We start from the raw sequence: 14,519 nt of genomic DNA, 5'->3' as shown, positions 1-14,519 counted from the left end.
CTCAGCCGACCCGGCGGGCCAGCACCTGCCCGGGCCACGGCGCCCGCCCCGGCCGCTCGACCGTGAACGGGTCGGTGGCGGTGAAGCCGCACCCCTCGTAGAAGCGCACCAGCGCCCGGTCCGGGCTCCGGAAGCAGTCCACCCGCAGCAGGCCGACCCCACGGTCGCGGGCCAGCTCCGCCGCGTGCGCCAGCAGCCGCGCGCCGACCCCGCGACCGGCGTACGCCCGGTCGGTGACCAGCAGGTTCACGTACAGCTCCGGCTCGGTGGGCGGCGGCACGTACTCCGTCGCCGCGCCCACCACCAGCGCGCCGGCCGCCGTGCCGTCGATCTCGGCGAGGTGCAGGCCGCCCCCGCCGGCCCACGCGGCGGCCTGGTCGATCCGGCGGGGGTCGGTCGAGGCCGGCGTGGTGCCCCACTGGTCGGTGCGGCCCCGCTCCACCAGCCACGCGGTGGCGCTGTCGAGCAGGCGCAGCACGGTGGGGGCGTCGTCCGGCCCGCCGGGACGGATGGTGATGCTCCGCTGGTCGGTCATCCCGCCATGCTGCTACACGGGTGCGACCGGCTGCCCGGCGGCGGCCGGCTCCCCGGTGGGCGCCGGCCGGCTCGCCACCGCGCGTCGGGCCAGCGCCGGGGCGGTCAGCCCGACTGCGGCGAACAGCGCGCCGAGCACCAGCCAGCCCGCCGCGCCGCCACCGAGCACGAGCAGCGTGAGCAGGCCACGGCCGAGCGCCTGGGCCAGCCCGGCGAGCAGCCCGTCCGCCCCCTGGTAGGCGCCGATCGCGTGCGGCGGCGCGAGGTCGTAGGCGAGCCCCGCGCCGGCCGCGCCCTGCCACAGGTCGCCCACCGTCCACACCGCGGTGGCCACCAGCAGCAGCCCGACCGCCGGCAGCACCGGCAGACCGGCGGTCGCCGCGTAGAGCGGGGTCGCCGCGGCCAGCACCAGCCCGGCCCGGCGCAGCTTCCGGGCGGCCGGGGCGGCGGTGTCGGCGCCCCGGCTGAGCCGGACCGCCACCAGCACGGTGAGCAGCGTGTTGATCAGCAGCACCGCCGACACCACCGGGGGCGGCGCGCCGGCCCGGCCGACCGTCCACAACGGCACGACCAGGGTGAGCACGGTCAGGTGCGTACCGAGCACCGCCGACGCGCCGCTCACCGCGAGAAAGCGGCCGTCCCGCAACGGCCCGCCGCGCCGTGCCGCGTCGGTGACCCGCCGCGCACCGCCGCCGGCCCGCTGCCGTGGCACCCGCAGCAACAGCGCCGCCGAGAGCAGATAGGTGGCGACGTTGCCGACCACCAGGACCTGGTACGCCCGGTGGGTGTCCACGGCCAGCGCGATCCCGGCCAGCGCGGTGCCGGCGGTGATGCCCAGGTTGGCCACCGCGCGCAGCGTGGCGAAGGCGTGCACCCGTCCGGCCGGGCCGCCGACGGCGGCGACGAGCGCCGCCCGCACCGCCAGGTTCCCGGCCGACAGCAGCGCCTCCGGCACCGCCACCACCAGGAACATCGCGAGCGAGTCGACCAGCAGGTACGCGGCCGCGGCGAACGCCTGGCAGACCTGGAGCACGGCCCGCAGCGTACGCGGGTCCCAGCGGTCCGCCAGGCCGCCCAGCGGCACGCTGGCGGTCAGCCCGACCAGGCCGGCGACGGTCAGACCCGCACCCACCGACGTCGGGGAGAGCCCCACGTCCCGGGTCAGGTAGAGCGCCCCGCCGGCCAGCCACAGCCCGGTGCCGACCGTGTTGGCCAGCGTGGCGAGCGCGAGAGTGCGCAGCGGCCCGGGCGGCGGGAACGGGGAGACCCGTCCCATCAGTGCCCGACGGGCGCTGCCGCGCGGGATTCGGTGGCCGGGTGGCGTCGACTGCGGGTCATGGGCCCGACGCTAGACACGAAGACGCGGCGTCGGAGTCCCGCCCGAGGCGAGGTCGGTCACACCGTGCGCGTGCTGGCCGGCCGCCGTCGGAACGCCCGGGCGGGGCGGGTGTCCTCCCAGCCGCGACGCACCTATGGCGTTCCGTCGATCGGCGTTGCTGGGCGGTGGGTGGAGCGCGGTGGGCGTGTCCCGGGCCGTAATGCACCCGTGGCGTTCCACTGATGGCGTTGACGGGCGGTGGGTGGAACACCGCGTCGGGGCAGGGACGACGATGCCGCAGAGTGCGATATACCGCTGAGTCATAATTATGACCAGGCGGTATATCGCCCAACAATCATCGCTGCCCGCTGCCCGCTGCCCGCTGCCCGCTGCCCGCTGCCCGCTGCCCGCTGCCCGCTGCCCGCTGCCCGCTGCCCGCTGCCCGCTGCCCGCTGCCCGCTGCCCGCTGCCCGCTGCCCGCTGCCCGCTGCCCGCTGCCCGGCCGGCTCCGGAGAGGTCCGTGGTGTGCCGGTGCGCAGGTCGCGCTCGGGCCATAGCGCGGCACGATGGCATGTCCGGAGAAATCTGGTCGCCTCGGCCGGCCCGCTCTGCCAGGGTCGGCCCGTGGACGTGAGCAGGACCGCCCGGGCCGACGAGCTGGCCGAGGTGCAGCGGATCGAGGTGGCCTCGGGCGCACCGTTCCGCGAGATCGGCATGACCCGGGTGGCCGACATGCCGCCGCTGCCGCTGGACGCGCTCGCCACCGGGCAACGCGCCGGCCGGCTGCGGGTCGCGGTCGACGCGGCGGACCGCCCGATCGCGTTCGCGCTGGTCGACCTCGTCGACGGCGCGGCGCACGTGCAGCAGCTCAGCGTCGACCCGGCCTACGCCCGGCGCGGGATCGGCCGGGGCCTGCTCGACGACGTGGCGCGGTGGGCGGCGGCGGAGCGGCTGCCGGCACTGACGTTGACCACGTTCCGGTCGGTGCCGTGGAACGGGCCGTACTACGCGCGCTGCGGATTCCGCGAGCTGGACGCCTCCGCACTGACGCCGGGGCTGGTCGGGGCTGCTGGTCGTCGAGGCGGCGCTCGGGCTCGATCCGGCCGACCGGGTCGCGATGCGCCGGACGGTCGGCTGACCCGGTGGCCGCGGGCAGCGGGCAACGATGATTGTTGTGCGATATACCGCCTGGTCATATTTATGACTCAGCGGTATATCGCGCTCTGCGGCATCGTCGTCCCTGCCGCGACGCGGTGTTCCACCCACCGTCCGTCAACGCCGTCGGTGGAATGCCATGGGCGCATCCCGGTCCGGGACACACACCGTCCGGAGCGGGGTGGCGCTGGTGGCGCGGGAGCGGGTCGGACGCCGGGTGCCGCCGGCCGGCCGGGCAGGCCGCGCTGCGCGCCGTCGCGCCAGAGCTGGCGGAGTTCGAGCGGAGCCGACGGGACGACCTGGCGGCGGTCGCCCGCCAGTGGGACGACATGGTCCGGCGGGCCGCCGCCCACCCCGAGTTCCCGGACGGTTAACCGGTCGACCGGCGACCCCGGTCGTGCCACCATCGCCCGGTGTCCGTCCCCACCGATCCGGCCCTGCCGCGCTGGCAGTTCGACCTGACCTGGGCGCTTGTCGAATACCACCTCGACCGGCTCGACCCGGCGGACTTCCTCTGGGAGCCGGCTCCGCTGTGCTGGACGATGCGGGCCGACCCGGCCGGTGGATGGTCTCCGGACTGGGCGGACACCGAGCCGGATCCGGTGCCCGTGCCGACCATCGCCTGGCTCACCTGGCACATCGGCTGGTGGTGGTCGGTGGCCGTCGACAATCTGCGGCAGCGACCGGCACGGGAACGGGCGGACGTGCGGTGGCCGGGGCCCGGCGCGGCGACGGTCTCCTGGCTGGGCGGGCTGCGGGCGGAGTGGGCGGACATCCTCGACGGCCTCACCGAGGCCGACCTGGCCCGCCCGTCCGCGTACCCCTGGCCGGCCGACGCCGGGCTCACGGTGGCGCACCTGGTGGCCTGGGTCAACGCCGAGTTGATGAAGAACGCCGCCGAGATCGGCCAGCTCCGGCTGCTCCGCGCGGCCGGAGGCTGAACCCGGCCCGCACCTAGTGCGCGCCGCCGAGGTTGAGCACCACCACGCCGGCGATGACCAGACCGGCCCCGACCACCTTCGTCACGCTGAGCGGCTCGCCCAGGAACGCCGCCCCGACCGCCATGATCGCGGCGGTGCCCAGCCCGGACCAGATCGCGTACGCCACGCCGACCGGGACGTCCCGGACCACGAGGGCGAGCAGCCCGAACGCGGCCAGGTAGCAGGCCACCAGGCCGACCGTGGGCCAGAGTCGGGTGAACCCGTCGCTCGCCTTGAGCAGGCTGGTGCCGACCACCTCGGCCGTGATCGCCAGCGCCAGGAGCAGATACGCCATGCCGGGACCGTACCCGGCGGTTCGCCGGCCGTGCGGTGGTGACGCCGGGCAGGCGCCACCACCGCACGGGCGTCGGTCAGGAGACGGTGCAGGCCCTGCCGTTCAGGGTGACCAGGGTGGGGTCGGGGTTGGGGGTCGCGGAACCCGTGCCGTTCAGGCCGAACGTGGTGGACGCCCCGGGCGCGAGCTTCCCGTTCCACGACAGGTTCTTCGCGGTGACCGTGGCGCCGGTCTGGGCGACCTCCGCCGACCAGGCGTGGCTGACCTTCTGGCCGCCGGTGAAGGCCCACCGCAGCGTCCACCCGTTCACCGCCGTCGTGCCGGTGTTGCGCACCGTCACCTGGGTGGTGAAGCCGGACGGCCAGCTGCCGTGGGTGCTGTAGGTGACCGCGCAGGTGGGCGCCGGCACGGCCGAGGCGTCACCCTGGTCCGCCAGGAACGACGCGAGCCAGGCCAGCGCCGAGTTCCAGTTGATCGCCACCTCGTTGGTCGCGTACGAGTTGATGTCGTCGACGTAGCAGAACATCGGCGCGCACCCGGCGAGCAGGTTCGCCGCGTACGGGTCCTGGAGGGCGGCGTTCGGGCCGCCGGCGAGCGAGCCGGCCGGCGGGTTCGGCAGGTCCGGGTTCAACTGGTTGGCGAAGATCCGGCTGTGCTGGTTGTGGGCGTTCTGCTCACCCCATCCGGTCACGTAGGACATGTTCAGCGCGTTGCGGCCGAACAGGTAGTCGGCGCTCTGCACCGCGCCGTCCCGGTACTTCGCGTCCCGGCTCAGGTCGAACGCGGTGGCCAGCACGATCGCGTTGTTCACCACGTTGCTGTTGCTGCCCCAGACGTACGCGTCGGCGGTGCCGGGCAGCGGCAGCCCGTACGCCTGGTCGGCGAGCGCGGCCAGGTAGCGGTCCGCGGCGGCGGTCACCGAGGCGCGGATCCGGGTCTTCTCGGCGGCCGGCAGCGTGTTCGGCACGGTGGCCAGCTCGAGCCGGCCCAGCGCGGCCACGCTCTGCCAGCCGAACGCGCCGTTCGGGGTGAAGACGTCGGCGGTGTGCAGCGGCGAGGCGGTGACGTCGGCCAGGTACGCCTTGTCGCCGGTGCTCAGCCACAGCTCGACCGCGGCCCAGTAGAACTCGTCGGTGACGTTCGTGTCGTCGTACGCGCCGCCGCCGGTGCCGTCGCTGGCCGAGGCGTAGATCGCCGGGTGCGCCTTCGCCGCCGCGTACGCGGTCTTCGCGGCCGTGGCGCAGCGGGCCGCGTAGGTGGCGTCGTACGGGGCGAACAGCCGGGCGCACTGCGCGGCCACGGCGGCCAGGTTGAGCGTGGCGGCGGTGGACGGCGGGTGCAGCTCGCGCGGCTGCGGGTCGTCCTGCGGGGCCAGCGGCAGGCCGGTCCAGTTCTTGTCGTGGATCTTGTGGTGCACCATCCCGGCCAGCGGCTTGCCGGCCGGCACCTGCATGCGCAGCAGGAAGTCGAGCTCCCAGCGGGCCTCGTCGAGCACGTCCGGCACGGCGTTGCCCCGCTCGGGCACCCGCAGCGTGGCGTCACCGAGGGCCGCGCCGCCGTCGGCGGTCTCCGCGGTCTTGGTCCGCTCGAACGCGTTGAGCAGCTGGTAGGTGGCGATGCCGCCGTTGACCACGTACTTGCCGTGGTCGCCGGCGTCGTACCAGCCGCCGCGCACGTCCAGCGTGTAGTCGCAGACGCCGGGCTGGCAGGGCACGTCGGTGTCGCCCTGGTTGGGCGCGACGTCGAGGTGGCCGGCGGGGCGGGCGTACTCGGCGCCGATCAGGTCGCCGTCGATCGCGATGCCGCTGCGCTGGGCGTAGAAGAACTGGAGCGAGTCGGCGCGCAGCCGGTCGTAGAGCGTGCCGGAGATGTCGAACGGGTGGCTGGTCTCGCCGTCGACGGTGAGCGTGTAGCCGGTGCCCGGCGTGCGGTACGCGGAGAAGTCGACGGTCTGCACGTTCTGCGCCGAGGCGGCGTCGGTGCCGCGCGGCGTGGTCTCGCCGCTGGCCACCACCGCACCGCCGGCCGACCTCAGCTGCCAGGGAAGCGCCCCGGTGGCCTCGGTGACCACGGTGGCGTGCTTCGGCCCGCCGGGCAGGTAGCCGACCTGGTTCACCCGGACCCGCGGCCCGGTGTCCGGCTCGTACGGCGGGGCCGCCTCGCCGCCACGCAGCGAGACGTTGTCGAGGCAGAACGTCTGCGCCTGCGCGCTGCCGCCGATCTGGAAGATGAGCTGGGCGCCGGCGTTGTCGGCGGGGGAGGTGAAGGTGGTGGTGACGTGCCGCGCGGTGCCGGTGGCGGTGGCGTCGACGCTGGCGTACGTGGTGTAGGGGGCGCTGCCGAGCTGGAGCACCGCCTTGACGGCCGCGCCGGGGGTCGCGGAGACGTCGAAGGACAGCTCGTACTCGGCGCCGGAGATCAGCGGCACCGCGTCCTGGCCGATGCCGGCGTCCCAGGGGTTGGCCGTGCCGGCGGCGACGGTGGTGCAGAGCCGGCCGTCGGTGACCGCCAGGTCGCCGGTGCCGTAGGAGAACCAGGGGGACACGCCGGCGCTGAAGTCGCCGTTGCGCAGTTGTTCGGGGGCGTCCGGCGGCACCTCGGCGGAGGCCGGGCCGGCGGTGGCGGCGAGCGCCAGGGTGGTGGCCGCGGCGAGCGCGACCAGCCGACGACGGGATCGGGTCACGGAGGGTTCCTTCCGTGCTCGGGGGTGGTGGAGGAGAGCACGGGAGCTGGGAGCGCTCCCACTATCAGGGCGATGTTTCCATCGCGTTCCGCCCCTGTCAATCGATCCGACCCGATGGCACGCGCGCGCCCGTGCGCAGGGGGGTCCTCCACGCCACGTACGATGGTGGTGATCTCCTAGAGACAACCGAGCCCTCGACCTGGCAGGCTGCGACCCATGACCCTGAAGCTTCGTTCCGTCGGAGCGAGCGACCGTGGGCTGATCCGCAGCGGCAACCAGGACGCGCAGCACGCGGGCGCCTGGCTGGTCGCTGTCGCCGACGGCATGGGCGGCATGGCGGCCGGCGACCTGGCCAGCCGCATCGCGATCGACGCGATCGCCCCGCTGGACGTGGAGACGCCGGAGGACGCGCTGGTCGCCGCGCTCCAGGGGGCCATCGAACGGGCCACCGAGGGGATCCGCCGGGCCGTCGAGGAGGACCCGGAGCGTCAGGGCATGGGCACCACGCTGACCGCGCTGCTGTTCGCCCGCACCGGTAGCTGCCTGGCGCTGGCGCACGTCGGTGACTCCCGGGCCTACCTGTTCCGCGAGGGCGTGCTCAAGCAGGTCACCCGCGACGACACGTTCGTGCAGATGCTCGTCGACCAGGGTGTGATCACCGCCGAGCAGGCGAGCAGCCACCCCCGGCGCGCCGTGGTGACCCAGGCGTTGCAGGGCGACCAGGTCTCCCCGACGTACGCGACCATGGTGCCCCGAGCCGGCGACCGCTGGCTGCTGTGCAGCGACGGCCTCTCCAACGTGGTTCGCGCCGACACGCTCACCGAGGTGCTCGGCGAGGGCCTGGACCGGGACGCCTGCGCGGCCCGGCTCATCGACCTCGCGCTGCGCGCCGGCGGTCCGGACAACATCACCGTGGTGATCGCCGACGTCGTCGAGGAGTGACCGCGCCTAGCGCCGGCGCGGGCTGGCCCGCCGGGTCGGCTCCGCCGTGGTCGGGTCCTCCGGCCACGGGTGACGCGGGTAGCGTCCGCGCAGTTCCGCCCGCACCTGCGGATACCCGGTCCGCCAGAACGAGGCCAGGTCCGCGGTGACCGCCACCGGCCGCCCGGCGGGGGAGAGCAGGTGCAGCAGCACCGGCACCCGGCCGTCGGCGATCCGGGGCGCGTCCCGCCAGCCGAACGTCTCCTGCAGCTTCACCGCCAGCACCGGGGCGGCCGGATCGGTGTAGTCGACCCGGATCCGCGAGCCGCTGGGCACCGGCAGCCGTTCCGGCGCCAGCTCGTCCAGCCGGGCCGCCTGACGCCAGTCGAGCAGCCGACGCAGCGCCGCCGCCACGTCGACCCGCACGAGGTCGCCCCGGCGGCGGACCCGGCCCAGTTCCGGCCCGAGCCAGAGCGGCGCGGCGTCGAGCAGCGCGACGTCGGAGACGTCCGGCCAGTCGTCGCCGAGCGCCGACCGGCAGAAGGCCAGCCGGCGGCGCAGCGCCGTCGCCTCGGGCGACCAGCCGAGCAGGTCGAGGCCCTCCTGCCGCAGGCCGTCGCGCACCGCCGCGGTGACCAGCTCCGGGTCCGGCGCGGTCAGCGGCCGCTCGACCAGCTCGACGGCGCCGAGGCGGACGACCTCCCGGGCCACCACGTCCCCGGCGGACCAGACGACCTCCCGGTCGGTGCGCAGCAGCCCCGCGCCGGCCTCCCGCGCGGTCGCCTCGTCGATCGGCGCGGCCAGCCGTACCCGCGCGGTCGGCGCGCCGGGGGAGCGGTCGGCCACCGCGACGGCGAGCCACGACGACCCGGTCAGCCCCGACCCGGCCGCCAGCTCCGCGGCGGTCCCGCCGGCCATCAGGTACGCGGTCCCGCCGGCCCGCCGCGCCCGGGCCAGCCGTTCCGGGTACGCCAGACCGGCCAGCAGCCCCGCGGCCAGATCGTCGGGCAGCCGTTCGCGTTGCGGACCGCCGGCGGGCAGGGCGGCGCGCAGCCGGCGTACCTCGGTCCGCCAGCGGGCGGTGGCGGCCGGGTCCGCGCCGGCGCGCAGCCGGCGCCACCGGGCCGGCAGGTCGTCACCCGCGCCGCCCAGGGTCTCCTCGGCGAGCACCGCCACCACCTCGGCGGCCCGGTCCGCGCCGACCCGGGACGCGCCGTCCAGCAGCGCCCGCGCCAGCCGGGGATGGGTGCCGACCGCCGCGACCGCCCGGCCCCGCGCGGTGATCCGGCCGTCGGCGTCCACCGCGCCGAGCGTGGTCAGCGTCTCCCGCGCCACGGTGAGCGCGGCCGGCGGCGGGGGGTCGGGCAGCGCCAGACCGGTGCCGTCCGGCGCGCCCCAGGCTGCCAGCTCCAGCGCGAACCCGGTCAGGTCGGCGGTGGCGATCTCCGGCTCCGGCTGCGGGGCGAGCCGGGCGTGCGTCGCCTCCGACCAGCAGCGGTAGACCGCGCCCGGTGCCTCCCGCCCGGCCCGTCCGGCACGCTGGGTGGCGGCCGCCCGGGACACCGGCACGGTGACCAGCGCGCCCAGCCCACGGGCCAGATCGGTGCGGGGCACCCGGCTCAGCCCGGCGTCCACCACCACCCGTACCCCGGGCACGGTCAGGCTGCTCTCCGCCACCGCGGTGGACAGCACCACCCGGCGGCGGTCCGGGGCCGGGGCGAGCGCGGCGTCCTGGGCGGATCCGGGCAGCCGGCCGTGCAGTGGCAGGACGACGGTGTCGGGCAGGCCGCCCAGCCGGCCCGCGACCGCCGCGATCTCGCCCGCGCCGGGCAGGAAGACCAGCACGTCGCCGTCCCGCTCGCGTAACGCCCGGCGGACCGTGGCGGCCACGTGGTCCAGCAGCATCGGGTCCACCCGGCCGGCGCCGGGCGGGGTCACCGGACGCGGCGGCGGCGCCCAGACCCGTTCCACCGGGTGCAGCGCGGCCCGCGCCCGTACCACGGGCGCGGGGGCGTCCCCGCCGAGCAGTGCCGCGAACCGGTCGGCCCGCGGCGTCGCCGACATCGCGAGGAGCCAGAGGTCGGGGCGGAGCGTGGCCCGGGCCTCCACGGTGAACGCCAGCGCCAGGTCGGCGTCGAGCTGCCGCTCGTGGCACTCGTCGAGCAGCACCGCGCCCACCCCCGGCAGCTCCGGGTCGTGGTGGAGCCGGCGTACCAGCAGGCCGGTGGTGACGACCTCGACCCGGGTACGCGGGCCGCCCCGGCGCTCGCCGCGCACGGCGTAGCCGATCCGGTCGCCGACCCGCTCGCCGAGCAGCGCGGCCATCCGGTGCGCGGCGGCGCGCGCGGCCACCCGCCGGGGTTGCGCGATCACCACCCGACCGGCGACCGCGTCCGCGACCGCGAGCGGCGCGGTGGTGGTCTTGCCGGTGCCCGGCGGCGCGACCAGGACGCCGGCGCCCCGCTCCCGTAGCGCCTCGACCAACGCCGGCAGCACCGGTCGGACCGGCAGGTCGAGCGGTACGTCGGCGAGCACGGCCCCACTCTCGCACCCCGCCGCCGGACGGTCCGCGCTGCCCCGCCCCGACACCGTCGGCCGTGTCCGGTCCCCGGTCACCGACCGTCACTCCGTCGCCGGCGCGGTCATCTGTCGACAGGTCGCGCCGATCATGGAGTTGTGGCTCCCGGTTCGCCCGGATTGACGGGCATTGTCAGGTGCCACAACTCCATGATCGACGGAGGGCGCGGAGGCGGCTGGTGGCCGCGCGCGATGTGGCGGCTGGCGATATCACGAACGACTCAGCTCGACAGGCGGCGTGCGCTGGTGCCCCGGGCGCCGCTCCGTCGACCGGGGAGTTGCGGACAGACACGGCGCCGTCGGCGCCGGGACATGCCTCGGGGCCCGGGCCCGGCTCGGCCCGGACGCGGAACGGCTCGGCTCGGACGCGGGAACGGCCCGGCTCGGCTCGGACGCGGGAACGGCCCGGTCCGGCTCGGCCCGGACGCGGAACGGCCCGGTCGGCGCATCGCCGACCGGGCCGGGTGGCTCGCGACGCCGGGCCCGCCGACCCGGCCGCCGCCACCCCCCTAGTACGTTCCGTCGAGCTGCCCGCGCAGCTTGGTCAGCGCCCGGGCCAGCAGCCGGGACACGTGCATCTGCGAGACGCCGATCTGCTCGGCGATCTGCGACTGGGTCAGGTTGCCGTAGAAGCGCAGCGTGAGGATCTTCTGCTCGCGCTGGTCGAGGGTGGCCAACGCCGGGCCGAGGGCGACCCGCATCTCGGCCAGCTCGAACTCGCCGTCCTCGCCGCCGAGCAGGTCGCCCAGCTCGGTGGCGCGCTCGCCGTCCCCGGTCGGGGTGGACAGCGACACCGCGTTGTAGGCGCGGGCGCCCTCCAGGCCCTCCAGCACCTCTTCCTCGGTGAGCTTGAGGTGGGCGGCGATGTCGGTGACCGTGGGCGAGCGGCCGAGGGTCTGCAGCAGCGTGCTGTTGGCGTCGGAGATCGCCAACCGCAGCTCCTGGAGCCGGCGCGGCACCCGGATGTCCCAGGTGCGGTCGCGGAAGTGCCGCTTCAGCTCGCCGATGATGGTCGGGATGGCGTAACCGGCGAAGTCGACGCCGCGGGACGGGTCGAACTTGTCGATCGCCTTGATCAGGCCGATCGCGGCGGTCTGCGCCAGGTCGTCGTTGGGCTCGCCCCGCCCGCTGTAGCGGTGGGCGAGGTGGTTGGCCAGCGGCAGCCAGGCCTCGATGGCGCGGTCGCGCAGGGCCGGTCGCGACGGGTGGTTCGCGGGCAGCGCGGCCATCGCGGCGAGCAGGTCGGCGGCGCTGTCGGTGAGCGCACGGGGGTCGAGCTTCGCGGAGCCGGCCGGCGCGGATGTCGCCGGAGCACTGATCGTGTGGGCGGTCATGGTGGTCCTCCCTGCACCTCGTCCGCGGGAAAAAAGAAGAGACGCTTAGGTTTAGCTTCAATTGGTCCGTTCGGAAGCCACCTTAGCCTGACCGGCGGACAGAAATCTAGCCGAAAGTATGATGTACTTAAGGCTTATCGGGGTATCAACGGCCTGGATCGGGGCATATCGCGCACCGGCGGCCCATGTCCGGTCGGTCGGCCCGCTCGATCCGACCGGTCAACGCAGAACCCGACAGTCGGTCGAAGTGTCGCCTTTCCGTCGTTGTCCCACCAACGGGACCGCCCGTAGCGTCCGTAGGTACACGTCTACGGAGGCACCGTGCTCGATCCCGCCGCGCCGCAACTCGTCATCAACGCCCCGACGCTGCTGTTCAGCTGGATCCCGGCGGACCCCGGCGCGGCGGAGGCGCTGGTGCCGGCCGGCCTCCGGGCGCACCCGCAGCGGGAGGTCTTCCTCTGTCAGTACGTGGTCGACGACGGGACCCAGACCTCCGGCTTCGGCGCCTACTCGCTCACCTTCCTCGGTGTCTCGCTGGCGGACATGGACGCGCCGGACGGCGAGACCCCCGGCGGCTGGTGGACGCACTACCTGGCCTCCAGCCCCCGGGTCCGGCAGTACGCCGCCGCCCGCGGCGCCCCGGCCACCGACGGCGAGACCCACCTGGAGGTGCGCGGCGGACGGCTCACCGCGGAGACCCGGGCCGACGGCCGGCCGCTGATCCGGGTCACCGCCCGCGTCGGGCACACCGGAACCGAGGCGCACAACGGCCACCACCGCTACCTCACCCGCCGCGACGGCGAGCTGATCGTGACCGACTACCCCTACGTGGCCGAGCCGGTGTCACCGTTCGAGGTCGAGTCGGTGGAGTTCCTGGCGCCGGAGCACCCGGTCTACGCGCTCCGGCCGGCCAACCCGCTGCACGTCTGCTGGGGCTTCTACTCGCCCCGGGTGTCGTTCGCCTATCCCGCCCGCCCGAAGGTGCCGGACGAGGCGGGGGACCTTCACCAGGTGCCGGCGCGCCGGGCGCGCAGCGGCCTGCCGTCCGGGTCGTAGACCAGCCGGTACGCCGGCAGCGCCCAGAGGCGCGTACGCCAGGGCAGCCGCTCCGGTCGGTGCGGGCGCAACCGGCCGGGCGGTCGGGGGCCGACCCGCCCACCGGCGTGCCAGCGGTCCAGCTCCTCGGCCGCGGCGGTGATCGCCGCCACCGCCTCCGCCGGGTCCAGCAGGTCGTCGTCCTGCGCGCCGTCGGGGTCGCGGTCCAGGTGCTCCCGCCAGAGCCGCAGCCGCAGGTCGCGGGCGAAGACCCGGGCGCCGTCGCCCAGCCCGGCCGGGTCGGCCGGCGACCGCTCGTCGTGGGTGTCGTCCAGCACCGCGCAGGACAGCTCGCTGTCGTGGGTCCAGGAGCGGCGGTTGAAGTTGTCGCTGCCCACGCTGGCCCAGACGTCGTCCACCACGCAGACCTTGGCGTGCACGTAGACCGGGGTGCCCTCGTGGTTCTCGACGTCGAACACGTGCACCCGGTCGGGGGCGGCCCGGTGGCAGAGCGACAGCGCCTGCTCCCGGCCCACCATGTTCGGCGGCAGCGCGAGCCGGCCGTCGACGTCCGGGTGCCGGGGAACCACCGCCACCAGGTGCAGGTCCGGGTGCTCGCGCAGCGCCTGGGCGAACAGCTCAGCCACCTCGTTCGACCAGAGGTACTGGTCCTCCAGGTAGATCAGCCGGCGCGCCCGGCGTACCGCCTTGGTGTAGCCGCGGGCGACGGTGCGCTCGCCGTCCGGGGCGAAGGAGTAGCGCGGACGCACCGCCGGGTAGGTGCGCAGCACCTGCACGTGGTGCGGCCCGCAGGGCGGCGGGTCGGCGGGCTGGTCGGGCAGCGGGTCCGGGCGCAGGTCCGAGCCGCGCAGCCGGTCCCGCAGGTAGGCCATCGGGTTCTCCGAGTCCAGCGGCATCGGGTCGGTCCAGCGCTCGCGGAACGTGGTGTCCAGCGCGCCGACCACCGGCCCGCGCAGCGCGAGCTGCACGTCGTGCCAGGGCGGCGTCGTGCCGTAGCGCGGGGACATGGCCACCGGCTGCGGATCGCCGGCGTGGGTCGCGTCGTCGCGCCGGCTGTGGCACAGGTCGATGCCGCCGGCGAACGCGATGTCGCGTCCCGGGTCGTCGGGATGGCGCAGCACGACGAGCTTCTGGTGGTGCGAGCCGCCGCGTCGGACCCGCTGGTCGAGCAGCACCTCGCCGCCGGCCGCGCAGACGGCCTCGCTGAGGTCGCGGTTCTCCTCCTCGCTGTAGGAGAGCGCGTCGAGGTGGGAGCGCCACAGCAGGCCCTTGACGACCACCCCGCGCTGGGCGGCCTGCGCGAACAGTTGCACCACCGTGGGGCCGTCCGGGCGCATCCGCTCGTCCGGGTCGCCCCGCCAGTCGGTGAAGAACAGGTGGTCACCGGCCGTCAGCGCCTCCACCTCCCGGACCAGCCGGTCGAAGTACGCGGCACCGTGAATCAACGGCTCGGCGAGGTTTCCGCTCGTCCAGACGGGTAATTCTGAGCCTGGGTTGGCGCGTTCCTGTGCGGTGAGGAACCAGTCCCGCAGGGTCACGTTCCAGCCTCCCGAGGTCGACGACGTCCTCACACGGTAGGACCCCCGGTCGGGCCCCGCACCACGACGCAGCAGGTCGGCGGCGGTGGCACGCGCCTGGGGTACCCCGGACCCCTGGAACGCGAAAC

The 14,519-nt window shown here is 75.4% G+C and carries 11 protein-coding genes; 4 read left to right on the top strand and 7 right to left on the bottom strand.

All coding sequences use genetic code 11. The features are described 5' to 3' along the window. Position 1 precedes the first annotated feature (1 nt). Together GA0070622_RS22765 and GA0070622_RS22760 are read right to left on the bottom strand one after the other, a co-directional pair. A complete protein-coding gene (locus tag GA0070622_RS22765; protein ID WP_091578403.1) occupies positions 2–535 on the bottom strand; it encodes a GNAT family N-acetyltransferase in 534 nt (177 codons plus the stop codon). Between the two features lie 12 nt (positions 536–547). Next, a complete protein-coding gene (locus tag GA0070622_RS22760; protein WP_091578401.1) occupies positions 548–1,810 on the bottom strand; it encodes an MFS transporter in 1,263 nt (420 codons plus the stop codon). Positions 1,811–2,476: 666 nt separating this feature from the next. On the opposite strand from GA0070622_RS22760, the gene GA0070622_RS33260 reads away from it, so the two are divergent. Beyond that, positions 2,477–3,469, top strand: a complete 993-nt coding sequence (locus GA0070622_RS33260) for a GNAT family N-acetyltransferase (protein WP_245666737.1) — start codon at positions 2,477–2,479, stop codon at positions 3,467–3,469. Next, on the top strand, positions 3,421–3,948 hold the full coding sequence (locus GA0070622_RS22740) for a DinB family protein (RefSeq protein WP_091578396.1): 528 nt from the start codon (positions 3,421–3,423) through the stop codon (positions 3,946–3,948). The genes GA0070622_RS33260 and GA0070622_RS22740 overlap by 49 nt, the downstream gene beginning before the upstream one ends. Positions 3,949–3,961: 13 nt before the next feature. Here GA0070622_RS22740 and GA0070622_RS22735 read toward each other — a convergent pair whose 3' ends face one another. Then, on the bottom strand, positions 3,962–4,282 hold the full coding sequence (locus GA0070622_RS22735; RefSeq protein ID WP_091578394.1) for a DMT family transporter: 321 nt from the start codon (positions 4,280–4,282) through the stop codon (positions 3,962–3,964). 76 nt (positions 4,283–4,358) lie between these two features. Continuing rightward, the gene (locus GA0070622_RS22730) at positions 4,359–6,965 is read right to left on the bottom strand and encodes a glycoside hydrolase family 9 protein (RefSeq protein WP_091578392.1); all 2,607 of its coding nucleotides are present in this window, start codon (positions 6,963–6,965) and stop codon (positions 4,359–4,361) included. 216 nt (positions 6,966–7,181) lie between these two features. On the opposite strand from GA0070622_RS22730, the gene GA0070622_RS22725 reads away from it, so the two are divergent. Further along, positions 7,182–7,907, top strand: coding sequence for a PP2C family protein-serine/threonine phosphatase (locus GA0070622_RS22725; RefSeq protein WP_091578389.1), 726 nt, complete (start codon positions 7,182–7,184; stop codon positions 7,905–7,907). 6 nt (positions 7,908–7,913) lie between these two features. Here GA0070622_RS22725 and hrpB read toward each other — a convergent pair whose 3' ends face one another. Together hrpB and GA0070622_RS22715 are read right to left on the bottom strand one after the other, a co-directional pair. Next, on the bottom strand, positions 7,914–10,421 hold the full coding sequence (hrpB, locus tag GA0070622_RS22720; RefSeq protein ID WP_091578386.1) for an ATP-dependent helicase HrpB: 2,508 nt from the start codon (positions 10,419–10,421) through the stop codon (positions 7,914–7,916). A gap of 551 nt (positions 10,422–10,972) precedes the next feature. Beyond that, positions 10,973–11,797: a SigB/SigF/SigG family RNA polymerase sigma factor gene (locus GA0070622_RS22715; protein WP_091578384.1), complete on the bottom strand. Its 825-nt coding sequence runs from the start codon at positions 11,795–11,797 to the stop codon at positions 10,973–10,975. 321 nt (positions 11,798–12,118) lie between these two features. Here GA0070622_RS22715 and GA0070622_RS22710 point away from each other — a divergent pair, with 321 nt between their 5' ends. After that, a complete protein-coding gene (locus tag GA0070622_RS22710; protein ID WP_091578382.1) occupies positions 12,119–12,853 on the top strand; it encodes a hypothetical protein in 735 nt (244 codons plus the stop codon). On the opposite strand, the gene GA0070622_RS22705 is transcribed toward GA0070622_RS22710, so the two are convergent. Beyond that, the gene (locus GA0070622_RS22705) at positions 12,802–14,391 is read right to left on the bottom strand and encodes a phospholipase D family protein (protein WP_091578379.1); all 1,590 of its coding nucleotides are present in this window, start codon (positions 14,389–14,391) and stop codon (positions 12,802–12,804) included. The two genes, GA0070622_RS22710 and GA0070622_RS22705, sit on opposite strands and share 52 nt — an antisense overlap. Positions 14,392–14,519 lie beyond the last annotated feature (128 nt).

The sequence above is a fragment of the Micromonospora sediminicola genome (genome assembly GCF_900089585.1).
Taxonomy (GTDB): Bacteria; Actinomycetota; Actinomycetes; order Mycobacteriales; family Micromonosporaceae; genus Micromonospora; species Micromonospora sediminicola.
This window is presented reverse-complemented; position numbering and strand designations above follow the sequence as displayed.

Excerpts from the sequence above, each read along its gene's own strand:
- GA0070622_RS22725 (WP_091578389.1), top strand. The coding sequence starts at position 7,182 with ATGACCCTGAAGCTTCGTTCCGTCGGAGCGAGCGACCGTGGGCTGATC.
- GA0070622_RS22765 (WP_091578403.1), bottom strand. The coding sequence starts at position 535 with ATGACCGACCAGCGGAGCATCACCATCCGTCCCGGCGGGCCGGACGAC.
- GA0070622_RS22760 (WP_091578401.1), bottom strand. The coding sequence starts at position 1,810 with ATGGGACGGGTCTCCCCGTTCCCGCCGCCCGGGCCGCTGCGCACTCTC.
- GA0070622_RS22715 (WP_091578384.1), bottom strand. The coding sequence starts at position 11,797 with ATGACCGCCCACACGATCAGTGCTCCGGCGACATCCGCGCCGGCCGGC.
- GA0070622_RS22735 (WP_091578394.1), bottom strand. The coding sequence starts at position 4,282 with ATGGCGTATCTGCTCCTGGCGCTGGCGATCACGGCCGAGGTGGTCGGC.